The organism is Sphingomonas sp. Leaf407, from assembly GCF_001425385.1.
In the GTDB taxonomy this organism is placed as follows: domain Bacteria; phylum Pseudomonadota; class Alphaproteobacteria; order Sphingomonadales; family Sphingomonadaceae; genus Sphingomonas.
This window is the reverse complement of record NZ_LMQO01000003.1, coordinates 314,940-338,283: the sequence shown is the minus strand read 5'-3', so window position 1 is coordinate 338,283 and position 23,344 is coordinate 314,940. Positions and strand designations below refer to the sequence as shown.

22 protein-coding genes are annotated in these 23,344 nt (G+C 67.5%); 14 read left to right on the top strand and 8 right to left on the bottom strand.

Translation table 11 applies throughout. The annotated features are described in order from the left end of the window. Window positions 1–4: 4 nt before the first annotated feature. A complete protein-coding gene (locus ASG37_RS10975; protein WP_055759670.1) occupies window positions 5–949 on the bottom strand; it encodes a DnaJ C-terminal domain-containing protein in 945 nt (314 codons plus the stop codon). Window positions 950–1,108: 159 nt separating this feature from the next. On the opposite strand from ASG37_RS10975, the gene ASG37_RS10970 reads away from it, so the two are divergent. Then, window positions 1,109–1,792 carry a DUF4197 domain-containing protein gene (locus ASG37_RS10970; RefSeq protein WP_055759667.1) on the top strand — a complete coding sequence of 228 codons (684 nt, stop codon included), beginning with the start codon at window positions 1,109–1,111 and terminating at the stop codon, window positions 1,790–1,792. Between the two features lie 184 nt (window positions 1,793–1,976). Here the strand turns inward: ASG37_RS10970 and ASG37_RS10965 are convergent, their stop codons facing one another. Beyond that, window positions 1,977–3,734, bottom strand: a complete 1,758-nt coding sequence (locus tag ASG37_RS10965) for a gamma-glutamyltransferase family protein (protein WP_055759665.1) — start codon at window positions 3,732–3,734, stop codon at window positions 1,977–1,979. Window positions 3,735–3,831: 97 nt separating this feature from the next. On the opposite strand from ASG37_RS10965, the gene ASG37_RS10960 reads away from it, so the two are divergent. Both ASG37_RS10960 and ASG37_RS10955 read left to right on the top strand, forming a co-directional pair. Further along, window positions 3,832–5,622: an AMP-dependent synthetase/ligase gene (locus ASG37_RS10960; protein WP_055760521.1), complete on the top strand. Its 1,791-nt coding sequence runs from the start codon at window positions 3,832–3,834 to the stop codon at window positions 5,620–5,622. Continuing rightward, window positions 5,619–5,960 (top strand): low molecular weight protein tyrosine phosphatase family protein, encoded by a 342-nt coding sequence (locus ASG37_RS10955; RefSeq protein ID WP_055759662.1) that lies wholly within the window; start codon window positions 5,619–5,621, stop codon window positions 5,958–5,960. The genes ASG37_RS10960 and ASG37_RS10955 overlap by 4 nt, the downstream gene beginning before the upstream one ends. A gap of 34 nt (window positions 5,961–5,994) precedes the next feature. On the opposite strand, the gene ASG37_RS10950 is transcribed toward ASG37_RS10955, so the two are convergent. After that, on the bottom strand, window positions 5,995–8,400 hold the full coding sequence (locus ASG37_RS10950) for a TonB-dependent receptor (RefSeq protein WP_055759659.1): 2,406 nt from the start codon (window positions 8,398–8,400) through the stop codon (window positions 5,995–5,997). 194 nt (window positions 8,401–8,594) lie between these two features. Here ASG37_RS10950 and ASG37_RS10945 point away from each other — a divergent pair, with 194 nt between their 5' ends. Continuing rightward, entirely contained in the window at window positions 8,595–9,773 is a 1,179-nt protein-coding gene (locus ASG37_RS10945) for an MFS transporter (protein ID WP_055759656.1), read from the top strand. A gap of 264 nt (window positions 9,774–10,037) precedes the next feature. Here ASG37_RS10945 and ASG37_RS10940 read toward each other — a convergent pair whose 3' ends face one another. Next, window positions 10,038–12,947: a M16 family metallopeptidase gene (locus tag ASG37_RS10940; RefSeq protein WP_082448243.1), complete on the bottom strand. Its 2,910-nt coding sequence runs from the start codon at window positions 12,945–12,947 to the stop codon at window positions 10,038–10,040. Window positions 12,948–13,046: 99 nt separating this feature from the next. Further along, entirely contained in the window at window positions 13,047–13,766 is a 720-nt protein-coding gene (locus ASG37_RS10935; protein WP_055759650.1) for a Crp/Fnr family transcriptional regulator, read from the bottom strand. A gap of 141 nt (window positions 13,767–13,907) precedes the next feature. On the opposite strand from ASG37_RS10935, the gene ASG37_RS10930 reads away from it, so the two are divergent. The 7 genes from ASG37_RS10930 (at window position 13,908) to ASG37_RS10900 (ending at window position 17,986) form a co-directional block, all read left to right on the top strand. Beyond that, window positions 13,908–14,483: a NifU family protein gene (locus ASG37_RS10930; protein ID WP_055760518.1), complete on the top strand. Its 576-nt coding sequence runs from the start codon at window positions 13,908–13,910 to the stop codon at window positions 14,481–14,483. Further along, entirely contained in the window at window positions 14,483–15,073 is a 591-nt protein-coding gene (locus ASG37_RS10925) for a malonic semialdehyde reductase (protein ID WP_414888108.1), read from the top strand. The genes ASG37_RS10930 and ASG37_RS10925 overlap by 1 nt, the downstream gene beginning before the upstream one ends. A gap of 10 nt (window positions 15,074–15,083) precedes the next feature. Next, window positions 15,084–15,701, top strand: coding sequence for a tRNA (adenosine(37)-N6)-threonylcarbamoyltransferase complex dimerization subunit type 1 TsaB (tsaB, locus tag ASG37_RS10920; RefSeq protein WP_055759642.1), 618 nt, complete (start codon window positions 15,084–15,086; stop codon window positions 15,699–15,701). Further along, window positions 15,698–16,177, top strand: a complete 480-nt coding sequence (locus ASG37_RS10915) for a GNAT family N-acetyltransferase (RefSeq protein ID WP_235525187.1) — start codon at window positions 15,698–15,700, stop codon at window positions 16,175–16,177. The genes tsaB and ASG37_RS10915 overlap by 4 nt, the downstream gene beginning before the upstream one ends. Window positions 16,178–16,278: 101 nt before the next feature. Next, window positions 16,279–16,692, top strand: a complete 414-nt coding sequence (locus ASG37_RS10910; protein ID WP_055759639.1) for a MucR family transcriptional regulator — start codon at window positions 16,279–16,281, stop codon at window positions 16,690–16,692. Between the two features lie 68 nt (window positions 16,693–16,760). After that, a complete protein-coding gene (locus ASG37_RS10905; protein WP_055759636.1) occupies window positions 16,761–17,183 on the top strand; it encodes a Fur family transcriptional regulator in 423 nt (140 codons plus the stop codon). A 50-nt stretch (window positions 17,184–17,233) separates the two neighbouring features. After that, on the top strand, window positions 17,234–17,986 hold the full coding sequence (locus tag ASG37_RS10900; protein ID WP_082448303.1) for a lysophospholipid acyltransferase family protein: 753 nt from the start codon (window positions 17,234–17,236) through the stop codon (window positions 17,984–17,986). Here the strand turns inward: ASG37_RS10900 and ASG37_RS10895 are convergent. The 3 genes from ASG37_RS10895 to ASG37_RS10885 all read right to left on the bottom strand — a co-directional run bounded on the left by ASG37_RS10895 (window position 17,976) and on the right by ASG37_RS10885 (window position 20,440). Beyond that, complete coding sequence (locus ASG37_RS10895; protein ID WP_055759633.1) at window positions 17,976–18,905, bottom strand: Gfo/Idh/MocA family protein; 930 nt, start codon at window positions 18,903–18,905, stop codon at window positions 17,976–17,978. The two genes, ASG37_RS10900 and ASG37_RS10895, sit on opposite strands and share 11 nt — an antisense overlap. 63 nt (window positions 18,906–18,968) lie before the next feature. After that, complete coding sequence (locus tag ASG37_RS10890) at window positions 18,969–19,688, bottom strand: FadR/GntR family transcriptional regulator (protein WP_055759630.1); 720 nt, start codon at window positions 19,686–19,688, stop codon at window positions 18,969–18,971. Continuing rightward, a complete protein-coding gene (locus tag ASG37_RS10885) occupies window positions 19,685–20,440 on the bottom strand; it encodes a competence/damage-inducible protein A (protein ID WP_055759628.1) in 756 nt (251 codons plus the stop codon). Before ASG37_RS10885 ends, ASG37_RS10890 begins: the two co-directional genes overlap by 4 nt. A gap of 63 nt (window positions 20,441–20,503) precedes the next feature. Here ASG37_RS10885 and map point away from each other — a divergent pair, with 63 nt between their 5' ends. From map to glnA, 3 genes are all read left to right on the top strand, one after another. Then, a complete protein-coding gene (gene map, locus ASG37_RS10880) occupies window positions 20,504–21,331 on the top strand; it encodes a type I methionyl aminopeptidase (RefSeq protein ID WP_055759625.1) in 828 nt (275 codons plus the stop codon). A 170-nt stretch (window positions 21,332–21,501) separates the two neighbouring features. Further along, entirely contained in the window at window positions 21,502–21,840 is a 339-nt protein-coding gene (locus ASG37_RS10875; protein ID WP_055759592.1) for a P-II family nitrogen regulator, read from the top strand. Window positions 21,841–21,928: 88 nt separating this feature from the next. Next, window positions 21,929–23,341, top strand: coding sequence for a type I glutamate--ammonia ligase (glnA, locus tag ASG37_RS10870; RefSeq protein WP_055759622.1), 1,413 nt, complete (start codon window positions 21,929–21,931; stop codon window positions 23,339–23,341). The last annotated feature ends 3 nt before the right edge of the window (window positions 23,342–23,344 follow it).

Genomic DNA, 23,344 nt, shown 5'->3' with positions numbered 1-23,344 from the left:
GGCGTCAAACGCCGAAGCGGCCCCGGGGGTCCGTCGCCGGTCCATCCCACCGCTGGACGAATTCGACCAGCGCATCGTCATCGACCGGCAGATCGACCAGCAACGTCACCAACTGATCGCCGCGCGTCGCATCCTTGCGGTGGAACCCCCGCCCTTTCAGCCGCAGCGTCTTGCCCGAGGTCGATCCCCGCGGCACGCTCAGCATCACCGCGCCTTCCACGGTCGGCACGCGGATTTTCGCGCCCAGCACCGCTTCGGACAGCGTGATCGGCAGGTCGACGCGAACGTCGTCGCCGTCGCGGACATAGAAGCGATGCGGCTCGACCTCGATCGTCACAATCGCGTCGCCCGCCCCGCCGGGGCCTTGCTCGCCCTTGCCCGACAGCCGCATCTGCGTACCGCTCTCGACCCCTGCGGGCAGTTTCAGGTCGAGCGTCTTGCCGTCGGCCAGCGTGATGCGCTGCGGGCTGCGCGTCGCGGCATCCTCGAACGGGACTTTCAGGCGATAGGCGACGTTCGCGCCCTTGGGCTGCGGTCGGCGGCCGAACCCGCTGGCGAAACCGCCGCCCGGACCACCGGCATTGCCGCGCCCGCCGAACAGCCCCTCGAAAATGTCCGAAAAATCGCCGCCCTGGCCCGCACCGCCCATGTCGAAGCCGCCGCGTCCGCCCGGCCCCGGCTGGAACCCGCCGCCGGGTCCACCGCCATAGCCGAACGGCGACGCCGGATTGCCCTCGCCGTCGATCTCGCCCCGGTCGAACCGCGCGCGCTTGTCCTTGTCGGTCAGCAGGTCATAGGCCTGCGTCACCTTGGAAAAACGGTCGGACGCCGCCTTGTTGTCCTTGTTGCGATCGGGATGCAGCTCCTTCGCCAGCTTGCGATAGGCCTTTTTAATATCCGCTTCGCTGGCGTCACGCGCCACGCCCAGGGTTGCATAGGGGTCTGCCATGGCCCGGTAGCTAGGGCGGGCGCGCGGAATCGGCAATGGCTGGCATCGCGAAACGGCCGCAAAAGCGTTCACGGTTCAACATCGGTTCACGGCAGGGACGGCACCGGAACGCGCGTGGCTGCGTTGGCAGCGCATTGGATTGTCCCTGAAGGAGACCGCATGCTCCAGTCCCCTGTTTCGCGTCGGCATATCCTGGGTGGTGCCGCGCTGCTGCTGCCGGTCGCGATGCTCGGCGGCTGCGCCACGCCGCTGGGCAGCTATGGCATCGATGAAGGCGTGCGCCGCCTCCTGACCCTGTCGAGCGAGCGCGCCTTTTCGCGGTTGATCCGGCCCGGCGGATTCTACGACGATCAACTGACCCGGCTGACGCTGCCCGACACCGGCGGGCAGAACAATGTGCTGGCCGCCGTGCTGCGGACCAATGCGGTGCGCTCGCGGATCGCGCTGGCGCTGAACGAAGTGGCGGTCGATGCCGCCGACCGGGCGACGCCGGTGGTTCTGGACGCCATTCGCGGGCTGACGCTGGGCGATGCGCTGGCGGTGCTGCGCGGCGGGCCGACCGCCGCCACCGACCTGCTGGCGCGCGAAACGCGCGGCGCGGTGATCGAGGCGATGTTTCCCGAATTTTCGAACGGCCTGCGATCCGACGCGACCGAAATCCTCTCGGCGATCGTCACCGCGCAGACCGGGATCGACTATACCGCCATCGCCCGCAGCGCGGCGGACCAGGCGGGCGCCGCGATCTTCCGCGCGATCGGCCGGGAAGAAGCCGCCATCCGCGCCGACCCGCGCCGGACCGGCGATCCGGTGCTGACCGCGCTGTTGCTGGGGACGGGGCGGTAAATCTTGTCGTAGACGCAGAGCACGGGAATCATAATCCTGGGGTCGGAGGTTCAAATTCCCCTCCCGCGCTACCACCGCCATCCCCGCGCAGGCGGGGATCCATATGCGCCAACGTTCGCGATCAATCGTAACCGTCAGCGGCTATGGATTCCCGCCTGCGCGGGAATGACGACGGTGGGAAAACCTACTCCACCAACACCACACCCTCACGTCGCGGATCATAGCCGCCGTCGATCCGCCCATCGCGCACGATGACGCCGTGCAGCCCCGAATCCTCGCCCTGCCCCGGCTGCACCCGCACGCCGCGCGCCGCCAGCGCCGACAGCACGGCGGGCGGGAACTTCGTCACCTCGCCCTGAAACCCGTCCCCCTTGGCGACGAGGTTCGGCAACGCCAGCGCCTGCTGCATCGGCAGCTTCCATTCGACCGCGCCGACCAGCGACTTGCCGACATAGGCGAGGATCGCATTGCCCCCGGCCGATCCCAGCGCGCCGGCGAATCTGCCGCCGCGGTCGATCATCACCAGCGGGGTCATCGATGATCGCGGCCGCTTGCCCGGTGCCACCGCATTGGCCGCCGCCCGCCCCTGCGCATCGCGCGGGGCAAAGGCGAAATCGGTCATCTGGTTGTTGAGGAAGAAGCCGTCGACCATCCGCCCGTTGCCGAAGAAGCTTTCGACCGTGGTGGTCATCGATACGACATTGCCCGCCGCATCGCCGACGATGAAATGCGAGGTGCCGGTCGGCTCCAGCGTCGAGTCCAACCCCGCCGTCACCGTGCCCGCCGGCACGCCCGCCGCCGGGGCGGGTCCGGCGACCGGGCCGATCAGCTTCGCGCGATCGGCGATATAGCTGGGGCTGAGCAGCCCAGCGATCGGCACGGTGACGAATGCCGGATCGCCGACATACCGGTCGCGATCGGCATACATCAGCCGGCTCGCCTCAGCGAAGAGATACCATGCCTGCGGATCGTTCGGCCCCCGCGTGTCGATGTCGGTCCGCCCGAGGATCGCGAGCAGTTCGAGCAGGCCGACCCCCGACGACGGCGGCGGCGGGGTGCAGACGATATAGACCCGCCAGTTGCCGCACAGCGGCGCGCGCTTGACCGCGCGATACCCGGCCAGATCGGCCAGCGTCATCCTGCCCGGCAGGCTGCCGCCCGTCGTCGCCGCGACGATCGCCTCCGCCGTCTTGCCGGTATAGAGCGCGTCCGGCCCCCGTTTGGCGAGCCGTTCGAGGAAGTCGGCATAGCGCGGGTTCTTGATCCGCGTGCCGGCAGTGACGAAGCCGCCGCCCTTGGTCCCGAAATAGCGCTTCACGTCGTCGGTCGCGAGCTGCGGCGACTTGCCGGCAAGGAACCGGCCAAGGCGCGGCGAGACGAGGAAGCCCTTGCCCGCCGCGCGCTCGGCATCGTCGAACAGGTCGCGCCAGCGCAGCGTACCGTGATCGCCATGCGCGGTCGCCAGCATTCGCACCACGCCCGGAACCCCGGTCGCGCGGCCGCTGACCACGGCTTGCGCGAACGGCATCGGCTGGCCATCGCTCCCGAGGAACATCGTCGGCGCGGCGCCCGCCGGGGCGGTTTCGCGCCCGTCGAAGATTTCGACCTTGCCGGTCTTGGCGTTGAAATAGGTCAGGAACGCGCCGCCGCCGATCCCTGAGCTTTGCGGCTCGACCAGCGACAGCATCGCCTGCACCGCGATCGCCGCGTCGATAGCGCTGCCGCCCTTGCGCAACACCGCCATCCCCGCTTCCGCCGCCTGCCGGTTGGCGGCGACGACGAACTTCTGCTGCGTGGCGGCGGGAGCGGTGGCGGCGGGAGCGGCGGCGGCGGGCCGGGCGACGGGGGCATCGGCGGCGGCGGTGCGCGGCCGTCCGATTCCGAAACAACCGCCAAGCGAGAACGCGAGGGCGGCGGTGAGCGCGGTGGCGATGATCCTCATGGAGCAAGGGCTTAGCCAAGCCGGCCCGCCACCGCCACAGGAACATTGCCGTGTGCCCGAGCGCTGCCTAAACCAGCGGTCAGGAGAAGGACATATGATGGCCCGGCAACTGGAACATTTCCCCAATCTGGTCGCGATGTTCTTCGCACGCGCCGCCGAGCGCGGCGACGCCCCGTTCCTGTGGTCGAAGCAGCAGGGCAAGTGGCACAGCATCAGTTGGGCCGATGCCGCGCGGCAGGTTGCGGCGCTCGCCAATGCGTTGCGGGCGATCGGGCTGAACCGGGGCGACCGGGTGATGCTGGTCAGCGAAAACCGCCCTGAATGGTGCATCAGCGATCTGGCGATCATGGCGGCGGGCTGCGTGACCGTGCCGACCTATGTCACCAACACCGTGCGCGACCATGCGCATATCATCGAGAATTCGGGCGCCTGCGCGATCATCGTGTCGACCGAGAAGCTGGCGCGCACCGTGCTTCCGGCAGCGCTCAACGCCTCGCAATCGTCGGAAAAGATCATCATGATCGAGCCGATGCGCAACGCGCAGCACGGCAGCCTCGAATTCCACGACTGGCACACGCTGATCGCCGACCATCCCGCCGATCCGGTGACAATCGCCGCCCGCGCCGATTTCGCGCGCGGCGACCTGGCGTGCATCATCTACACCTCGGGCACCGGCGGGAGCCCGCGCGGCGTGATGCAGCACCACGGCGCGATCCTGCACAACGTCAACGGCTGCTGCACCGTCATCTCGGAAGATTTCGGCTGGGGCGACGAGGTCTTCCTGTCGTTCCTGCCGCTCAGCCACGCCTATGAACATACCGGCGGGCAACATTTCCCGATCGGGCTGGGCGGGCAGATCTATTACAGCGAAGGCCTCGACAAGCTGGCGAGCAATATCGAGGAGGTCCGCCCGACGATCATGGTCGTCGTCCCCCGCCTGTTCGAAGTGCTGCGCACCCGCATCGCCAAGGGCGTACAGAAACAGGGCAAGCTGTCGGGCTGGCTGCTCGACCGGGCGGTCGCGATCGGCGGGCGCGAGAACGGCCCGGCGCTGACCGACTATCCCGCCAAGCTACTGGTCGATACGCTACTGAAACCCAAGATCGCCAAGCGGTTCGGCGGGCGGCTGAAGGCGATGGTATCGGGCGGCGCGCCGCTCACCCCCGAAGTCGGCCTGTTCTTCCAGTCGCTCGGCCTGACTTTCCTGCAAGGCTATGGCCAGACCGAGGCGGCGCCGGTCATCTCGTGCAACCGTCCGCGAGCCGGCCTCAGGATGGATACCGTCGGCCCGCCGCTCGCCGAAACCGAAGTGCGCATCGCCGAAGACGGCGAAATCCTCGTGCGCGGCGAACTGGTGATGCACGGCTACTGGCGCAACGACGCCGAAACCGCGCGGGTGCTGAAAGACGGCTGGCTACACACCGGCGACATCGGCGAGATCGACGCGAAGGGCCGCATCCGCATCACCGATCGCAAGAAGGACATCATCGTCAACGACAAGGGCGACAATGTCGCCCCGCAAAAGGTCGAGGGGATGCTGACGTTACAGGACGAGATCGCACAGGCGATGATCGTCGGCGACCGGCGGCCCTATATGGTCGCGGTGATCGTGCCCGACGCCGAATGGACCCAGCGCTTCTGCGCGAAGGGCGGCGCACGCTGCGACTTCGCCCGGCTGCGCGAGGACAGCGACTATCGTGCGGCGCTGGGCGCGGCGGTCGAGCGGGTCAACAAGGACCTGTCGGTGACGGAACGCATCCGCCGCTTCATCATCGCCGACGAACCCTTCGCGATCGAGAACCAGCAACTGACGCCCAGCCTGAAGATCCGCCGCCATGTGCTGAAGGACGTCTATGGTGAACGGCTCGACGCGCTGTATCGCGGATGAGGAACTTCCTGTTCGTGTGCAGCCAGAACAAACTGCGCAGCCCCACCGCCGAACAGATCTTCGCCGATGTCGAGGGAATCGAGGTTTCGTCCGCCGGAACCAACCACGATGCGGAAAACCCGCTGACCGACGAACTGGTCGACTGGGCCGACACGATCTTCGTGATGGAACGCGCGCACCGCAACAAGGTGCAGCGCCATTTCCGCCGCAGTTTGAACGGCAAGCGGATCGTCTGCCTCGAAATCCCCGATGATTACGACTTCATGCAGCCGGAGTTGGTCGCATTGCTGAAAGCACGAATGGCGCGACACCTGCCGGTCGCGCCACCCGTCGGCTAGGCCGGGGGCGGCACCACGCCGCCCCCGCCCCGCATCAGAACCCGCGACGCAGCGTCACGAACCACTGGCGCGGCGCGCCCGCCAGCAGCGTCTGGTTGTCGCCGCTCGCGGTATAGCCGTTGCTGCCGACCGTCGCGACATAGGCCTTGTCGGTCAGGTTGGTCACGCTCCCCTCGATCGCGAGCCCCTCCAGCACGCCACCGGCACCGGTCAGGCGATAGCCGATGCTGGCATCCACCAGCACCCGCGCACCGACCGACCGGTCGTTCAGATAGGTGAAGAACCGCTTCGACATATAGTCGCCGCCGACGCGCGCGAAGAAACGGTCGTCGTCATAGGCGATCTCACCCTTGGCCATATGTTCGGGCGTGTCGACCACGGCCTTGCCCGCGATCGGCTGCAACACGACCCCGGCGGCGTTGCGCACGTCGTCCTGATACGTCGCCTTGTTGTACGAATAACTGGCGAACAGCGTCAGCGGCGGCATCACGCGGTAGCTCGCCGCCAGTTCGGCGCCATAGCTGCGCACGCTGCCGGCGTTGTTCAGCGTCGGCGGGTTGCCGATGATCCCCGCGCCATTGGCGAAGCCCAGCAGCCGGTCGGCGAAATCAACATGATAGCCGACCGCCGAAAGCTGCAATCCGCCCGATCGCAACCGCACGCCGCCCTCGACCGTCGTCGACCGTTCCGGCTTCAGCGTCGAGCGGATCGCGTCGAACCCGTTCTGCGTCGTCGCGAACGGACCCGTCGTCGCCGAGGAGACGAACGCGCGCATATTCTCGGTATAGCTCGCGAACACTTCCGCCCCACCGCCGAGGCGATAGAGCGCGGCGGCTTGCGGCAGGAACCAGTCGCGCGCCTCGATTCGACCGGCGACCAGCGTGCCGACGCGCAGGTTGGCGCGGTTCTGCACGCGCATCCCCTTCCATCCGCCGCTCAAGGTCAGGTCGCCCAGATCGAGCGTGTCGGCGACATGATATTGCAGGGTCGCGGTATCGTACTTCCCGTCCCATTGCGTGCGATACGCATTGCGCTGGAAATCACGAGCGTTGCGGATCGCGGTCGCGCCGTCGTTCATGCCGTAGAAGCGCCGCGCCTGCTGGAAGCTGTTGCTCTCCACCCAGCCGCCGGCCTCGAACCGGTTCGGCCCGGTCGTCAGCACGACACGGGTCAGATTGCCCGCCCGGTCGATGCCGTATTCGGTGGTACGAAAGCCGAGCGGCGACGCCAGCCCGGCGGTCGAACTCGCCGATGCGGTGAGGGCCACGCCATCGGGGCCGAGCGCCCCGGCGGGGGTCGGCGAATAGGGCGTGATCCACGACCCCTGCCCCTTGTTATGGTGATAATAGCTGGTCGAGGTGAGCGTCAGCGCGCTGGTCAGCTTCGCATCGACGGTGAACCCGCCGAGCCAGTCGCGCCGAAGCCCGGCGGCGTCGTAATAGGCATCGTCGACCGTGCCGAACCCGGCCGGAAAGATGAACCCCGCGCCGGTCCACGGCGCGACGAAGCCGACGGTCGATCCGTTGTTGGCGGCGGCATAGCCGCTGCGCGCCACCTGATTCTGGTAGACCTTGCCGATCTGCACCGCGAGCGGATAGTCGTTGCTGATATTGTCGGCACGCAGCCCGCGCCGGGCGATGATGTCGTAGCTCAGGTCCTGGTAATCATTCTCGCGCCGGTCGGAGAAGTTGACGAAAGCGGTGATGCTGCCGCGCGTGTCGATCTCCTTCACCAGCTTGGCGCTCGCCTGATGCTGGCGCTGCGTGCCGAAGCCCTTCCACTTGTCGGTCGTCAGATAGCCGTAGGACAGATAGCCCTTCAGCCCGCCGCCCAGATCGCCGCTGTCGATCCGCGCAAAGGCACGGATGGTGTCGTTGCTGCCATAGGTGCCCGACGCCACCAGATCGGCCTCGTCCGACGGCGCACGGCTGACGAACGCCAGCGTGCCGCCCAGATTGCTGGTCGACGCGGTGCCGAGCGCACCCGCCCCCTGCGCCACCGTGGTCGACGCGAGATTTTCGGAGATCACCGCGCGGCTGACATGCAGGCCGTTGACGTTGCCATAGCTCATGTCGCCCAGCGGTACGCCGTCGAACGTGAAGCCCAACTGGTTCTGGTTGAACCCGCGCAGGCTGATCCGCGTCGACCATTCATAGGCGCCGAACGCATCGGCCGACTGGAAATTGACGCCCGGCAGCTTGGCGGCGGCCTTGAGCGGCGACGTGCCGGGGGTCAGCCGTTCCAGATCGGCGGCGGTGATCGTCTGCACCTGCCGCGTCTGGCCAAAGCCCAGCACGACGATCTCGTCCCCCTCGCCGTCCGCCGCGACCGGTTCGGTCGTCGCCACGTCGGGCGCGGCCACCGGCACGTCGCGGGCGGCGGCCTGCTGCGCGATCAGCGCCAGTGGCGCGACGCTGGCGAACCAGAATGAAATGGACATGCTTTCCCCGATAGTAATGTTGTTCCCGCTCCGGGCCGCTAGGCGGATCGGATGACGCGCGCGGGGCATTCGTGGGTCGGTTCGATGACGACCGGTGGCGATCGGACGGCCCTGCTACGAAAGGTTGATCGCGACGCGACGTCTCCCATATGGCCCGATGGAAATGCTGCGATGCAGCAAATGGAGCCTGTCGCATGTCTGCCCAACGATCCCCCGCCCTCGTCCACCTCGCGCTCGCGCTCGGCGGGTTCGCGATCGGGACGACCGAATTCGCGACGATGAGCCTCGTGCCCTTCTTCGCGCCCGGTCTCGGCATCGACGAGCCCACCGCCGGCCATGTCATCAGCGCCTATGCGCTGGGTGTCGTCGTCGGCGCGCCGTTGCTCGCGGTGCTGGGTGCGCGCATGGCGCGGCGGACGCTGCTAATCGCGCTGATGGCCTGCTTCGGCATCGCCAATGCGGCCAGCGCGCTCGCCCCCACCTATGATGCGATGCTGGTGGCGCGCTTCTTCAGCGGGTTGCCGCATGGTGCCTATTTCGGGATCGCCGCGCTGGTCGCGGCATCGCTGGTGCCGCCCGAAAAGCGGACGCAGGCGATCGGGCGGGTGATGCTCGGCCTGACGACCGCGACGATCGTCGGCGTGCCGTTCGCCAATGCGCTGGGGCAATGGCTCGGCTGGCGCTGGGGGTTCGGCGTGGTGGCGGTGCTCGCCGCCGCGACGATGGCGATGATCGCATGGGCCGCCCCGCGCGATTCGGGCGATCCGACCGCCAGTCCGCTTGGCCAGTTGCGCGTGCTGCGCTCGTCGCAACTGTGGCTCACGCTCGGCATCGGCGCGATCGGCTTCGGCGGCATGTTCGCGGTCTATACCTATCTCGCCTCGACGCTGATCGAGGTGACGGGCAGCGGACCGGCGATGGTCCCGGTCGTGCTGGCGGTGTTCGGCATCGGCATGACGATCGGCAACATCGTCGTGCCCCGCTTCGCCGATCGCGCGCTGATGCCGACCGCCGGCGGCCTGTTGCTGTGGAGCGCGGCGACGCTCGCGCTCTATCCGCTGGCGGCGGGGCAGCTATGGTCGATGCTGGCCATCGTGTTCCTGATCGGCATCGGCGGCGCGCTCGGCACCGTGCTCCAGACGCGGTTGATGGACATCGCCCACGACGGGCAGAGCCTCGCCGCCTCGCTCAACCACTCGGCGTTCAACACCGCCAACGCCATCGGCCCCTGGGCCGGCGGCCTGGCGATCGCGGCGGGCTATGGCTGGACCTCGACCGGTCTGGTCGGTGCCGGACTGGCCTTGGGTGGCTTCGCGGTATGGGCCGTAGCAGTCGCCACCGCCACGCCGAAGCGGGTGGCGGCGACCGCCTGAACCGCTGTGTGCAGCGCCGGCGTTCGATCGATCTGGATGGAAACGTCGCCCCGGCGAAGGCCGTGGCTTCAAGCGGTGCCAGAGTGCATCGACATTCCGCCGCGCATCGTCACTCCGGACTTGTTCCGGGGTCCACCTGGCCGCCAACGCGGTCAATCGAGACTCAGGGCATACCGATCGCCGAGCCGTGGACCCCGGAACAAGTCCGGGATGACGTTCCTTTCAGGATAGCGCGCGTCTCCGGGTGCTTTCGAACGGATCCCCTCACTTCTTCTCCGGCACGACGACCATCGACCAGTCCTTGCCGGGCACCAGATATTTCGCGGCCAGCGCCTGCAACTCCGCCGGGGTTGTCCCCCGTATATCGCCCGCCAGACCGGGGATCGCCGTCAGCCGCACGGGATCGCGCGTGCCGCCCGCCGTCTGGTTCATCCAGAACATGTTGCCGCTCGACATGCGGGCGATCAACTGCACGACCGGCAGCTTGGCGCGGTCCAGTTCGTCGGCCGGCACCGGGGTCTTGACCAGATCGGCCGCGATCTCGCGCACCAGCGTGAAGAAATAGTCGGTGCGATCGGGCGGGACCATGCCGATCGCCATGATCCGTCCGCCGCCGGCCAAGCCGACCGGCCAGCCATTGTCGACGTTGGGCGAATAGCTGACCCCGGCCTGGCTGCGCAGCCGGTCGAGCAGCCGGTCGCGGAACACCGCCGCCAGCACCTCCAGCTTGCGGCTTTCGGTCAGGCCGGCACTGCCGCCGCCGGTCGGCCACGCGATCGCTGCCGCCGCCTGATTGGGCTGGCCGCTGTGCGTGCGCGTCACCGGCTGCGCAACGTGCGCCGGGAAACGGACCGGCGGCGGTGGGGTGGTGGCGGCGCTGCGCGGGGCCATCGCCCCGATCGTCGCCGCGACCGCATCGACGGCCGCCGCCTGGGTCACGTCGCCGAACACCTGCACCTCGATCGGGCCGGAGGCGAGCAGCGGCGCCCACAGCGCCTTGAACGACGCGGCGTTCAGCGCCTCGATCGCCTTGCGGTCGGGCGAGCCCCAGCGCGGGTCGCCGGCGTGGAGCAACCCGTCGAGGTCACGCGCCATCACCCCGTCGGGCGAAGAACCCAGCCCGTCATAGCCCGCCAGCATCACCGCCCGCGCCCGCGCTACCGGCCTGGGGTCCCATGCGGGCGATTGCAGCTTGGCCGCGATCAGCCGGAGCTGGTCGGTCAGGTCGGCGGCGGTGGTGACGCCCGACAGGGTAAAGGCGTCCTCGTCGATTCCGAACGACAGCCCGATCTGCCGCCCGCCAGTCATCCGGTCGAGCTCCTCCTGCCCCAGCACGCCCTTGGGCGTCTGGATGCCCGAACTCACCAGCGCGAGATCGGCGGCGAAGGCGGGCGTCGAGCGATCGGCGGGCAGCGCGTTCAGCCCCCGGCCGAAGCGGACGCGGACATAGACCTTGCCCGTCTCCGATTCATTGGGAAACAGCAGCAGCGACGATCCGTTGGTGAAGTCGACCCGTTCGACCGGCGGATCGGCCAGTGCCATGCTGCGCTGGGTGATCGTGCCGGGCTTGCCGAGTGTCGGCAGCCGGTCGAAGCCGATCGCCGCCTGTCGCGTGCGGCTGGCGGCGCTGGCGGTCAGCTTCGCCGACAGCGCGGTCGTCAGCTTGGCCTGCGCGGTCGGGTCCGGGGTGCGGGTGTTGACCAGCGCGCGGGTGGCAGTGCCGGCGAACACCTTCTTCGTCGCCGCCAGCACGCGCGCGGGCGTGAAGAACCGCTTGGTCACTGCGCCTTCGAAGATGCGCAGCGAGGTTTCCGGGCCGGCCACCGTCTCGCGGATGTCGGTCGCCGCGATCAGATTGTCGGCGAGCAGCGCGCCCGCCGTCACCGGCGCGGTGCGGACCTCGTTTTCCATGCCGGCGCGGATTTCGCCCACTTCGCGGTCGATCTCCGCCTGGGTCGGGGCGGTGCGCATCGCGTCGGCGATCGTCTGGCGCACGTCGCGCAGCGCCGCCGCCCAGTCGTCGCCGACCGGCAGGATCGACACCTGCGTGATGTTCGCCGACCGCGACACATCGTCGAGGTTGGCGCCGGCCGAAATATAGCTCGCCCCCGCCCGCGCCCGGCTCTCCAGCCGGCGGTTCAGGATGCGCAGGCCGATCTGGTCGATCATCCGATCCTGATTGAACAGGATGGTATCGTCGCCCACGGTCCACGGCCGCAGCACCGCCATCTGGACCAGCGGCGGCACCGCCGGCTCGGCGGTGACGGCGGCGACGGGCTTGCCGGCGACCGGTGCGCCGAACTTCGGGTCGGCCGGAGCCGGGCCGGTGCCGGTCCAGCCGGCGAAATGCTTCTTCACCGCCGCTTCGAGGATCGCCGGATCGGCATCGCCCGCGATCACGATGATCGCGCGGTCGGGTCGATACCAGCGGTCGTGGAACGCCTTCACGCTGGCGGCGGTCGCGGCCTGCAACGTCTCGACGTTGCCGATCGGCGAGCGGTCGGCGAGCGGCTGCCCGGCGAAGAACAGCGCGCGGGTGGCATCGCCCATCCGCACCTGTGGGCCGGGCTGTTCGCGCTGTTCGGACAGCACCACCGGCCGTTCGGCGTCGAGCGCCGTCTGGCTCAGCGTCGGCTCGGTCATCATGCCCGACAGGATCTTCATGCTCTCATCGAGCCCGGCGGGCGTCGCGGCGGGCAGGTCGAGCTTGTAGACCGTCTGGGTAAAGCTGGTCGACGCATTGCTGTCCGACCCGAAGGTGACGCCGAGGCGCTGCCACACCCGCTTCGATTCGCCATCGGGCACATGCACCGATCCCCGGAACGACAGATGCTCGATCAGATGAGCGAAGCCGCGTTCATTGTCGGTTTCCATCAGCGACCCCGTGCCGATCGCGACGCGGATCGCGATCTGCCCCGGCGGCACGCCATTTTTGCGCACGGCATATTTCAGGCCGTTGGACAGCACGCCATAGGTCCACGACCGGTCGGGCGGAATGTCGCTGCCCTTGAACAGCCAGGGCGTGTCCGGCCCCTGCGCCACCGGTTCGAGCGGTGGAAGCTGCCGGGCAGGAACGGGCGACGATGCCGGGGGAGCGGTCTGCGCGACAAGCGGCGCGGCGATCAGGGCCAGGGCGGAACACGCGCCCATGGCCAAACGAACGATGGATGCCATGGACCGGGGTGTAGCGCCGATGCAACGCCGCCACCAGTATCGACGAACACCCTGAAAGATAAAGCCGGATCGCCGCTCCGGTTCAGCCCCCGCTAAGCTTTATCGCGCCTCGCGGCGGAGATAGAGGTAATTGTCGTCGAACTCGGCCAGCGCGATCAGCCCGGCCATGTCGTGGATCGTCACCCGCTTGCTGCGGAACTCCATCAATCCCCGTTCGCGCAGGTCGCGCAGCGTCCGGTTGACATGGACCGGCGTCAGCCCGGTGCAGTCCGACAAGTCGGTCTGCGTGAGCGGCAGGTCGAACCCGCTGTCGTCGGCCTGATCGACCAGCCCCAGCCGCACGCGCAGTTCGCACACCAGATGCGCGATCCGCTCGATCGCGGTGCGCCGCCCGAGTGACAACACCCATTCGCGGTGGATCGCGGCGTCCAGCGCGGTCAGGAACCAGTAGACCCGCGCCAGATGCGGGTGATGTTCGGTGATCGCCGTCAATGCGGTGTGCGGCATCAGCACCACGCGGCTGGCGGTCAGCGCCATGATATTATGGTCGAGCTGCTTGAGCGAAAAACTGTGCAGGTCGAGGAAATCGCCCGCGGTATGCACTTCGGTGATCTGCCGTTCGCCTCCCGGCAAGTCCTTGTAACGGCACATGAAGCCGTCGAGCAGCAGCGTGCTGAACGTCAACCGTTCGCCCGCGCGGATACAGGTGGTGCCCGCCGGAACGACCCGCACCTCGCCGAACGACTGGCGGATCACCGCCTCTTCCTCCGCCGAGATCGTGTCGCGGGCGCGCAATTTTGCCAGGTGCCTGTCGATCATCGCGCGTTCGTTCCTTACAAGCATCGTCACCGGGCCTAGACAGTCCGTTACGCCGTTGCAACGGCTTGGCCGCTTTCGCGAACGTTGCGTTTCCGGCGGGCGGCCCTTGATCCGGTCGGACGCGCGCGCCAAATGGCGGCCATGTTGATCGAAACAGAACCGACGCCCAATCCTGCCACCCTGAAGTTCCTGCCGGGACAGGCGGTGATGGACAGCGGCACCCGCGACTTCGCCTCGCCGGAGGAGGCCGAGGCGTCGCCGCTCGCGACGCAGCTATTTGCGCTCGGCGATGTGGTCGGCGTGTTCTTCGGACGCGATTTCGTGTCGGTGACAAAGGCGCCGGGTAGCGAATGGTCCGATCTCAAGCCCGATGTGCTGGCGTTGATGCTCGACCATTTCGGCGGGCGGATGCCGTTGTTCCATGCCGCCCCGGCGGCGGGCTTTTCCGTACCGGCCGACGACGCGACCTTCGGTGACGATCCGGCCGACGCCGACATCGTCGAGCAGATCAAGGAACTGATCGAGACGCGGGTCCGCCCCGCCGTTGCCAACGACGGCGGCGACATCGTCTATCGCGGGTTCGATCAGGGCAAGGTGTATCTGCAATTGCAGGGCGCCTGTGCCGGCTGCCCCTCGTCCAGCGCGACGCTGAAGAACGGGATCGAGCAGTTGCTCAAATATTATGTTCCCGAAGTAACGGAGGTTCGTGCAGTCTGATGGCCAAGCTCGACGATCAGGCGCTTGATACGCTGTTCCGCGGTGCCCGCACCTTCAACCACTATACCGACCGGTCGGTCGACGAAACCGTGCTCCACGACATCTGGGACCTGATGAAATGGGGCCCGACCAGCGCCAACCAGTTGCCGGCGCGGATCGTGTGGTGCGTGTCGCAGGACGCGAAAGACCGGCTGGCAGCATGCTGTACCGGCGCCAACCCGGACAAGGTCCGCGCCGCGCCGGTCACGGCGATCATCGGCATGGACCGCGAGTTCCATCAATATCTGCCCGAACTGTTCCCGCACACCGATGCGAAGTCGTGGTTCGACGGCAATGCTGAACTGCGCGCCGCCTCCGCCTTTCGCAATTCGTCGCTGCAGGGGGCCTATTTGATCCTCGCCGCGCGGGCGCTGGGGCTGGATACCGGGCCGATGTCGGGGTTCGATGCCGGCGCGGTCGACAAGGCGTTCTTCGCTGAGACACCGTCGGTGACGGCCAACTTCATCGCCACGCTGGGCTATGGCGATACGGACACGCTGCATCCGCGCTCGCCACGGCCGGACTTCGCTAAGTTCAACCGGATCGCCTGACGCTTCGCCGGTGCGCATCCTGGTGATCGAAACCGCGACCGCCGCCTGCTCGGTCGCCCTGCTGGAGAGCGACCGGGTGATCGCGCGCGACCATGCGGTGGTCGGGCGCGGTCATGCCGAACGGCTGGTGCCGATGATCGGCGCGCTGCCCGGCGGTGGTCGCGCCGACCGCATCCTCGTCGATTGCGGGCCGGGCAGCTTTACCGGGGTGCGCGTTGGCCTCGCGGCGGCGCGTGGGCTGGGTATCGGCTGGGGCGTCCCGGTGCAGGGCTATTCGTCGCTCGCGATCGTGGCTGCCGCCGCGCTGGCCGGGCGACCGGGCGACGTGATCGTGGCGGTGCTCGACGGAGGGCATGGCGAGGTGTTCCAGCAAGCGTTCGACGCCGACCTGACGCCATTGGAGCCGATCGCCTCGCGCAAGCCCGCCGACGCGGTCGCATGGCTCGCCGGACGGCGCGCCGTCGGGCAAGGCGTCGCCCGGCTGCGGCTGGCGGACCCGACGCTTGGCCATGACGATCGCTTGCCCGATGCGGGCGACGTCGGCCTGTTGCCCGACGCGCTGCGCACCCTGCCCCCCGCCCCGCTCTATGGTCGCGCACCCGACGCGGTGCCGAGCGTGGCCGCGTGAGCGACACGCGCGACCCGGTCACGCTGATCGTGGGCACGCCGGCGATGATCGGAGCGGTCGACCGGGTCATGCGCAGCGCCTTCGACCCGCGCTATGGCGAGGCATGGACCCCGGCCCAGTGCCTTGGCATGATGTCGCTGCCCGGTGTCTGGCTGACGCTCGCCTGTCTCGACGACGACGTGGTCGGCTTCGCGCTCAGCCGGGCGATCGCGGGCGATGCCGAATTGCTGCTGATCGCGGTGCTGCCCGAGCGGCGCGGTCACGGGATCGGCGCGACGCTCCTGGGCGAAGCGGTCGCCGGCGCGGCGCGCCGTGGCGCGGCGCAGATCTGCCTCGAAATGCGCGCGAACAATCCCGCCACCCGCCTGTATCTGCGGGCCGGTTTCGTGAAACGGGGCGAGCGGCGCGGTTATTATGCCGGGACGCAAGGCGAGCGGTTCGACGCGCATACCTATGTCTGCCCGATTGCGTCGTGAAACTTCCAAAAAAGTAGCGAATATTATTGCGCGGCCCGGCATCCGCGTCGATAGCGTGCGCACGGCGCCAGTTTTGCCGCAGCGTAACGGTAAGGAAGACCATGGAACTCCAAGCGGAGCGGGACGACACGCTCATCGCCCTGACCGCCGACATCGTCGCGGCCCATGTCAGCAACAACAATGTCGAGGTCGCGGACATCCCGCAATTGATCCGCAGCGTCCATCACGCGCTGCACGGCCTTGGCACCACGCCCGAGGAAACGCCGGTCCGTGCCGATCCGGCGGTGCCGGTGCGCAACTCGATCAGGCCCGACTATATCGTCTGTCTGGAGGATGGGCGGAAGCTCAAGATGCTCAAACGGCATCTGATGACGCATTACGACCTGACCCCCGACCAGTATCGCGCCAAGTGGAACCTGCCCGCCGATTATCCGATGGTCGCACCCAACTATGCCGAGCAGCGCCGCGACCTCGCCAAGAAGATCGGCTTGGGAACGCAGCGCCGCACGCGCTGATGCGGGGCTTCCGCTGACGCGACCGGCGCGTTAGAAGGGGGCATTCGTCAGGGAAGTCACAGGAACGCATGGCCCGCAAGATCGATCTCGAAGCGCTTTGTCATCAAAAGGGGCTGCGCATCACCGAACAGCGTCGGGTGATCGCTCGCGTCCTGTCCGAAGCCGAAGACCATCCCGACGTCGAAAAAGTCTATGAACGCTCGTCGGCGATCGATCCGGGCATCTCGATCGCCACGGTGTATCGCACCGTGCGGCTGTTCGAAGAGGCCGGCATCCTCGACCGGCACGACTTCGGTGATGGCCGAGCGCGCTACGAACCCGCGCCCGAGGCGCATCACGATCATCTAATCGACGTCGAGAGCGGCCGGGTGATCGAATTCGTCGATCCCGAACTGGAACTGCTGCAAAAGCAGATCGCCGAGCGACTGGGCTTCCGGCTGGTCGATCACCGCATGGAACTCTACGGCGTCAGCCTCGACCGCAAGGGCTGAGGCGCTTGCCCCTCTCCGCGCGCCTTCGATTGCTGCGGCGCGCGGGCGGGATGCTCGCGGCGCTGCTCGGCTATCTGGTGCTGCACAGCGGCTGGCGGCTGGTCCGGTGCCGCTCGCCATGGCCGCCGCGCTTTCTCGGGCGGATCGCCCGGATCGTCGGCGCGCGGGTGCGGGTGATCGGGACGCCGGTGCCGCGCGACGTGCTGTACCTCGCCAATCACCAGAGCTGGATCGACATCCTCGCCATCGCCGGGGCAAGCGGCAGCGCCTTCGTCGCCAAGGGGGAGTTGCGCGACGCACCGCTGGTCGGGTGGCTCTGCACGCTCAACCACACGCTGTTCGTCGATCGTGGCGACCGGCTGGGCGTCGCGCGGCAGATCGATACGCTGCGCCAGGCATTGGCAGCGGATCATCCGGTCACGGTGTTTCCCGAAGGAACGACCGGCGACGGCACGACGCTGCTGCCGTTCAAGGCGGCGCTGCTCGGCGCGATTGATCCGCCCCCGCCGAGCCTGCGAGTACAGCCGGTCTATCTCGATTATGGTGCCGGCCGCGACATCGCATGGGTCGGTGACGAACCGGGCACGGCGAACGCGGCGCGGGTACTGGCACGGCCGGGTCACGTACCGCTGACGATCCATTTCCTCGAACCGTTCGATCCGGCGGGCATGGGGCGCAAGGCGGTAGCGGCGCGGGCACGGGATGCGATCGTCGTGGCGATGGCGTCGCAGGCATCTGCGCACGACGCAGAGAAGCCGCAGCCCCTCCACGCCGCCTCCGCGCGAACCCACCCTATTCGCTGAACTCGCCCACCGTCACCCGCCGCCCGAGCAGGAAGGCATCGTTGACATGGACGAACGGCGACAGATCGACGTCACTCTCGCGCGCGGCCAGGCATTGCGCGAAGCGGCGATACAGCCGGGCATATTCCGGCTCGTCGCCGACATCGACCTCTACGCCATCGACCGCCATTTTCGACGCACCCATCGACAGTTTTAGCGACCCGTTATCGGTTTCGACGTCGATGTCCCATGTCTGCGGCCCGGTCTGGTCGAAGTCGAATTCTACCCGCACCGGCACGCCCGCCGTATCGGTGAAGTCGAGATCGGCGGCGATCGGCGCATCGCGGTTCGACGGGAAGCGCAGTTCGGCGGTGTCGAGCAGCAGAGGGCGCGGCAGGATGCGGGTGATGACCGACAGCGCGTTGATTCCCGGATCGAACACGCCGATCCCCGGTTCCCAGATCCACGCCTGTCCCGGATGCCATACCCGGACATCCTCCTTCCAGTTGACCGCGACCCGCGTGATCTTGCGTTGGTCCAGCCACTGGCGGGCGGGTTCGACCGCCGCCGCCTCGCGCGAATGCCATGTCGCGAACAGTACCTTGCCCGCCGCGTCGGCCGCGCGGGCGAACGCCTGCGCCTCGCTCAGCGTCGCCGCCGGCGGCTTCTCGACCATCACGTCGAGGCCGTGGGCCAGCGCTTCCTCGATCAGCGTCAGCCGGCCGCGCGGCGGGGTGCAGATCGAAATCGCCTGCACGCCCGGCACCGCCGCCATCATCTCGGCGATGGTGGTGAATCCCGGCACGCCCTCGGGCGGATCATGCCGGGTGACGGCGGCGACCAGCTCGAAATCGGGGCTGGCCGCGATGTGCGGGATATGCTGGTCGCGCGCGATCTTGCCGATGCCGGCCAACGCGATGCGGGTCGGGGCGTTTGCCAACGTCTCTCTCCTGAAGGTTTATTAATCAGACTTATCGGCGGCCGGGCGTTCCGGCAAGCGCCGTCATGCCGGCAGGGTGACGCGCGTGTCCTGAAACGCCATGTCGACCAGATCGGTCATCGCGGCATGGGCGGCGGCACCGTCGCCCGCCTCGACCGCCTCGAAGACGCGGATGTGATCGGGCAGCGGATCGCGGCGCAGCGGACTGTTGCGCTGCTTGAACACCGTCGTCCACGCCACCGCCGCGCCGACCCCGCTGGTCAGCGTGACGAGGAACGGATTGGCCGAGGCGTCGAGCATCGCCGCATGGAAGCGCTGATCGGCGTCGCGCCCGGCATCGGTCGCCAGCGTATGGTCGGCCATGTCGGCCAGCGCCTGCCGCATGACCGACAGGTGATTCTTGTCACGGCGAAGCGCCGCGAACTGCGCGGCGGCGGGCTCGACGATCTTGCGCAACTCGAACAAGCTCCCGATCAGCCGCGCGTCGGGTTCGGTATCGAACACCCACGACAGCACGTCGGGGTCGAGCAATTGCCACTGGTCGCGCGGCGACACGCGCGTACCGGTCTTGGGTCGCGATTCGACCAGCCCCTTGGCGGCGAGCATCCGCAGCGCCTCACGATAGGCGGTGCGCGAAACGTTGAGGCTGCCGCTGGCCGCGACCTCGCCGTCGAGCAGTTCGCCCGGGGCCACCGCGCCCGAGACGATGCGGATGCCCAGGTCGCGCGCGATCGTGCCGTGGATACGCAGCGGCCGCGCTCGCACAGGCGTTGGTGCGATCATATCCCCCCCTCGACCGGGTCCCGCCCCGTGGCGCGCAGCCGTTCGGTCAGATCGGCGAGGCACTGGTCGACCACCGCCCGATCGGTCGCCCGCACCACGAAATTCGCGCCGGTCCGGCCTTCACGAAAGAACGGATAGCTGCCGATCGCCACGCCCTCATGCGCCTTTTCGACGTCGCGCAGCGTGTCGGCCACCTCGCTCTCGCCCACCCAGCAGCCGATCGTGCCGGAGACGACGGGCAGCCCTCCCTCCAGCGTGCCGGTGAGGCTGTCGAGCATCGCCGCAGCGATATGGGGCACCCCGGCCATGATGAAGATATTCTCGACACGGATGCCGGGCGCGCCCGACATGCGGTTCTCGATCAGGTCGGCCCCTTCCGGCACTCGCGCCATGCGGAGGCGCGCGTCGGTCAGGCCGCCGCGAGTCGCGTAATAGGCGTCGAGGATCGCGCGCGCCTGGGGATGCACAACGACCGGCCGGCCGAGCGCCGCCGCGATCGAATCGACGGTGATGTCGTCGTGCGTCGGACCGATCCCGCCAGTGGTGAACAGATAGTCGTTGCGCGCGCGCAGGATGTTGACCGCCTCGACGATCGCTTCCTCGCGGTCGGCGACGACGCGCACTTCGGCGAGGCGGATGCCCTGCACGTTCAGCCAGCTCGCCAGTTGCGCGATATTCTTGTCCTGCGTCCGGCCCGACAGGATTTCGTCACCGATCACGAGCAGGGCGGCAGTCCAGATACGGTGCGTCATATCGGCTGGATAGCGCGTGGTCGCGCCCTCGCATAGCGCGTCGTGTCGCACTATAGGTTGGACATGACCGATTATCAGACCGTCACTGCCGACACGCCGCTGGCGCGGACCGGCGCGATCAAGCTGCACGATGCCGCCGGGTTCGAAGGGATGCGCCGCGCCGGACGCCTCGCCGCGCATATCCTCGACGCGATCACGCCGCATGTCGTGCCCGGCGTCACCACCGCCGAGCTGGACGCGATCATCTTTCGCCTGATGCGCGAGGGCGGCGCGGTGCCCGCCACGCTCGGCTATCGCGGCTATGCCCATTCGACCTGCATCTCGATCAACCACGTCGTGTGTCACGGCATCCCGTCCGACCGGACGCTGAAGGACGGCGACATTGCCAATATCGACGTCACGCCGCTGCTCGACGGATGGCATGGCGACAGCAGCCGGACGTATCTGGTCGGCAATGTGCCAATCAAAGCGCGCAAGCTGGTCGACGTGACCTATGAATGCCTGATGATCGGCATCGAGCAGGCCAAGCCCGGCAACCGCATGGGTGATGTGGCGCACGCGATCCAGCGCCATGCCGAATCGCACCGCTATGGCGTGGTGCGCGACTTTTGCGGCCATGGCCTCGGCCGGCTGTTCCACGATGCGCCCGAAGTGATCCACGCCGGGCGGCCAGGGACCGGTCCCGAACTGAAGCCCGGCATGTTCTTCACCATCGAACCGATGATCAACATCGGCCGGCCGGATGTGAAGCTGCTCGACGACGGGTGGACGGCGGTGACGCGCGACCGGTCGCTGTCGGCGCAGTTCGAACATTCGATCGGCATCACCGACGATGGTTGCGAGATCTTCACGCTCAGCCCGATAGGGTTCACCAAGCCGCCGTATCTGTAACAGCAGATTGCCCAAAAACCGGGCACACTGCCCCTTCGGCGGGCAATATCGACAGCGACACGCGGATGCCCGATGGTCGTCCACAGGGCGAATCGCCTGTTGGCACGGTATTTGATTAACAGGATGCAAACGGCCCCTACGGGCCGACGTCCGGGGGATCGGCAAAGCGCATGAAAAAGATCGAAGCCATCATCAAGCCGTTCAAGCTGGATGAGGTGAAGGAGGCGCTGCACGAAGTCGGCGTGAGCGGCATCACCGTGACCGAGGCCAAGGGCTTCGGCCGGCAGAAGGGCCATACCGAACTGTATCGCGGCGCGGAGTATGTCGTCGACTTCCTGCCCAAAGTGAAGCTGGAAGTCGTGGTCGAGGATGGTCTGGCCGAGCGTGTGGTCGAGGCGATCGCCGCCGCCGCGCAGACCGGCCGGATCGGCGACGGCAAGATTTTCGTCATTCCGGTCGAGACGGCCTTGCGTATCCGCACCGGCGAGCGCAACGACGACGCGATCTGACGCAGCGCAGCATTATTTCGATTTACGGGGCGTTCCGGGGCGATTGATTGCGCCGGGACGGGGGTTTCATTCAGAAAGGGCAGTTTCCATGGCTACTACCGCCAGCGACATCCTGAAGCGCATCCAGCAGGAGGAGATCGAGTGGGTCGACCTTCGCTTCACCGATCCCAAGGGCAAGTGGCAGCACCTGACCATGGTCGCCTCGCTGCTGGGCGAGGACGAGTTCACCGACGGCCTGATGTTCGACGGCAGCTCGATCGAGGGCTGGAAGGCGATCAACGAGTCGGACATGACGCTCATGCCCGATCTGGAAGCGGTATATACCGACCCCTTCTCGGCAACGCCGATGCTGGTCGTGTTCTGCGACATCGTCGATCCGGTGACGGGTGAGTTGTATGCCCGCGATCCGCGCTCGACCGCGAAGCGCGCCGAGGCGTATCTCAAGACCACCGGCATCGGCGACACCGTATATGTCGGGCCGGAAGCCGAATTCTTCATGTTCGACGACGTGCGGTTCGAGAACACCTATTCGTCGAGCTATTACAAGATCGACGACATCGAACTGCCGGGCAATTCGGGCCGCGAGTATGAGAGCGGCAACATGGGCCACCGCCCACGCGCCAAGGGCGGCTATTTCCCGGTCGCCCCGGTCGACAGCGCCGTCGACATCCGCGGCGAGATGGTGTCGACCATGATCGAAATGGGCCTGCCGTGCGACAAGCACCACCATGAGGTGGCCGCCGCGCAGCACGAGCTGGGCCTGACCTTCGGCACGCTGACCACGACAGCCGATCGCATGCAGATCTACAAGTACGTCGTGCATCAGGTCGCGCATGCCTATGGCAAGACCGCGACGTTCATGCCCAAGCCGATCAAGGAAGATAACGGATCGGGGATGCACACCCACTTCTCGATCTGGAACGGCAAGACCCCGCTGTTCGCCGGCGACGGCTATGCCGGCCTGTCGGACATGTGCCTGTATTTCATCGGCGGCGTCATCAAGCATGCCAAGGCGCTGAACGCCTTCACCAACCCGTCGACCAACAGCTACAAGCGGCTGGTTCCGGGCTATGAGGCACCGGTGCTGCTCGCCTATTCGGCGCGCAACCGTTCGGCGTCGTGCCGCATCCCGTACGGCACCGGTCCGAAGGCGAAGCGCGTGGAAATCCGCTTCCCCGACGCGATGGCCAACCCCTATCTCGCCTATGCGGCGCTGATGATGGCGGGTCTGGACGGCATCCAGAACAAGATCCATCCGGGCGAAGCGATGGACAAGAACCTGTACGACCTGCCGCCGGCCGAACTCGCCGCCGTGCCGACCGTCTGCGCGTCGCTGCGCGAGGCGCTCGAGGCGCTGACCGCCGACCACGACTTCCTGCTGAAGGGCGACGTGTTCTCGAAGGACCAGATCGAGGCCTATGTCGAGATCAAGTACGGTGAAGTGGCGCGGTGGGAAATGACGCCGAGCCCGGTGGAATATGACATGTACTACAGCGCGTAAGGC

Coding starts and splice junctions, on each gene's coding strand:
- ASG37_RS10975 (WP_055759670.1), bottom strand. CDS start 949: ATGGCAGACCCCTATGCAACCCTGGGCGTGGCGCGTGACGCCAGCGAA.
- ASG37_RS10970 (WP_055759667.1), top strand. CDS start 1,109: ATGCTCCAGTCCCCTGTTTCGCGTCGGCATATCCTGGGTGGTGCCGCG.
- ASG37_RS10965 (WP_055759665.1), bottom strand. CDS start 3,734: ATGAGGATCATCGCCACCGCGCTCACCGCCGCCCTCGCGTTCTCGCTT.
- ASG37_RS10960 (WP_055760521.1), top strand. CDS start 3,832: ATGGCCCGGCAACTGGAACATTTCCCCAATCTGGTCGCGATGTTCTTC.
- ASG37_RS10955 (WP_055759662.1), top strand. CDS start 5,619: ATGAGGAACTTCCTGTTCGTGTGCAGCCAGAACAAACTGCGCAGCCCC.
- ASG37_RS10950 (WP_055759659.1), bottom strand. CDS start 8,400: ATGTCCATTTCATTCTGGTTCGCCAGCGTCGCGCCACTGGCGCTGATC.
- ASG37_RS10945 (WP_055759656.1), top strand. CDS start 8,595: ATGTCTGCCCAACGATCCCCCGCCCTCGTCCACCTCGCGCTCGCGCTC.
- ASG37_RS10940 (WP_082448243.1), bottom strand. CDS start 12,947: ATGGCATCCATCGTTCGTTTGGCCATGGGCGCGTGTTCCGCCCTGGCC.
- ASG37_RS10935 (WP_055759650.1), bottom strand. CDS start 13,766: ATGATCGACAGGCACCTGGCAAAATTGCGCGCCCGCGACACGATCTCG.
- ASG37_RS10930 (WP_055760518.1), top strand. CDS start 13,908: ATGTTGATCGAAACAGAACCGACGCCCAATCCTGCCACCCTGAAGTTC.
- ASG37_RS10925 (WP_414888108.1), top strand. CDS start 14,483: ATGGCCAAGCTCGACGATCAGGCGCTTGATACGCTGTTCCGCGGTGCC.
- ASG37_RS10910 (WP_055759639.1), top strand. CDS start 16,279: ATGGAACTCCAAGCGGAGCGGGACGACACGCTCATCGCCCTGACCGCC.
- ASG37_RS10905 (WP_055759636.1), top strand. CDS start 16,761: ATGGCCCGCAAGATCGATCTCGAAGCGCTTTGTCATCAAAAGGGGCTG.
- ASG37_RS10900 (WP_082448303.1), top strand. CDS start 17,234: ATGCTCGCGGCGCTGCTCGGCTATCTGGTGCTGCACAGCGGCTGGCGG.
- ASG37_RS10890 (WP_055759630.1), bottom strand. CDS start 19,688: ATGATCGCACCAACGCCTGTGCGAGCGCGGCCGCTGCGTATCCACGGC.
- ASG37_RS10885 (WP_055759628.1), bottom strand. CDS start 20,440: ATGACGCACCGTATCTGGACTGCCGCCCTGCTCGTGATCGGTGACGAA.
- map (WP_055759625.1), top strand. CDS start 20,504: ATGACCGATTATCAGACCGTCACTGCCGACACGCCGCTGGCGCGGACC.
- ASG37_RS10875 (WP_055759592.1), top strand. CDS start 21,502: ATGAAAAAGATCGAAGCCATCATCAAGCCGTTCAAGCTGGATGAGGTG.
- glnA (WP_055759622.1), top strand. CDS start 21,929: ATGGCTACTACCGCCAGCGACATCCTGAAGCGCATCCAGCAGGAGGAG.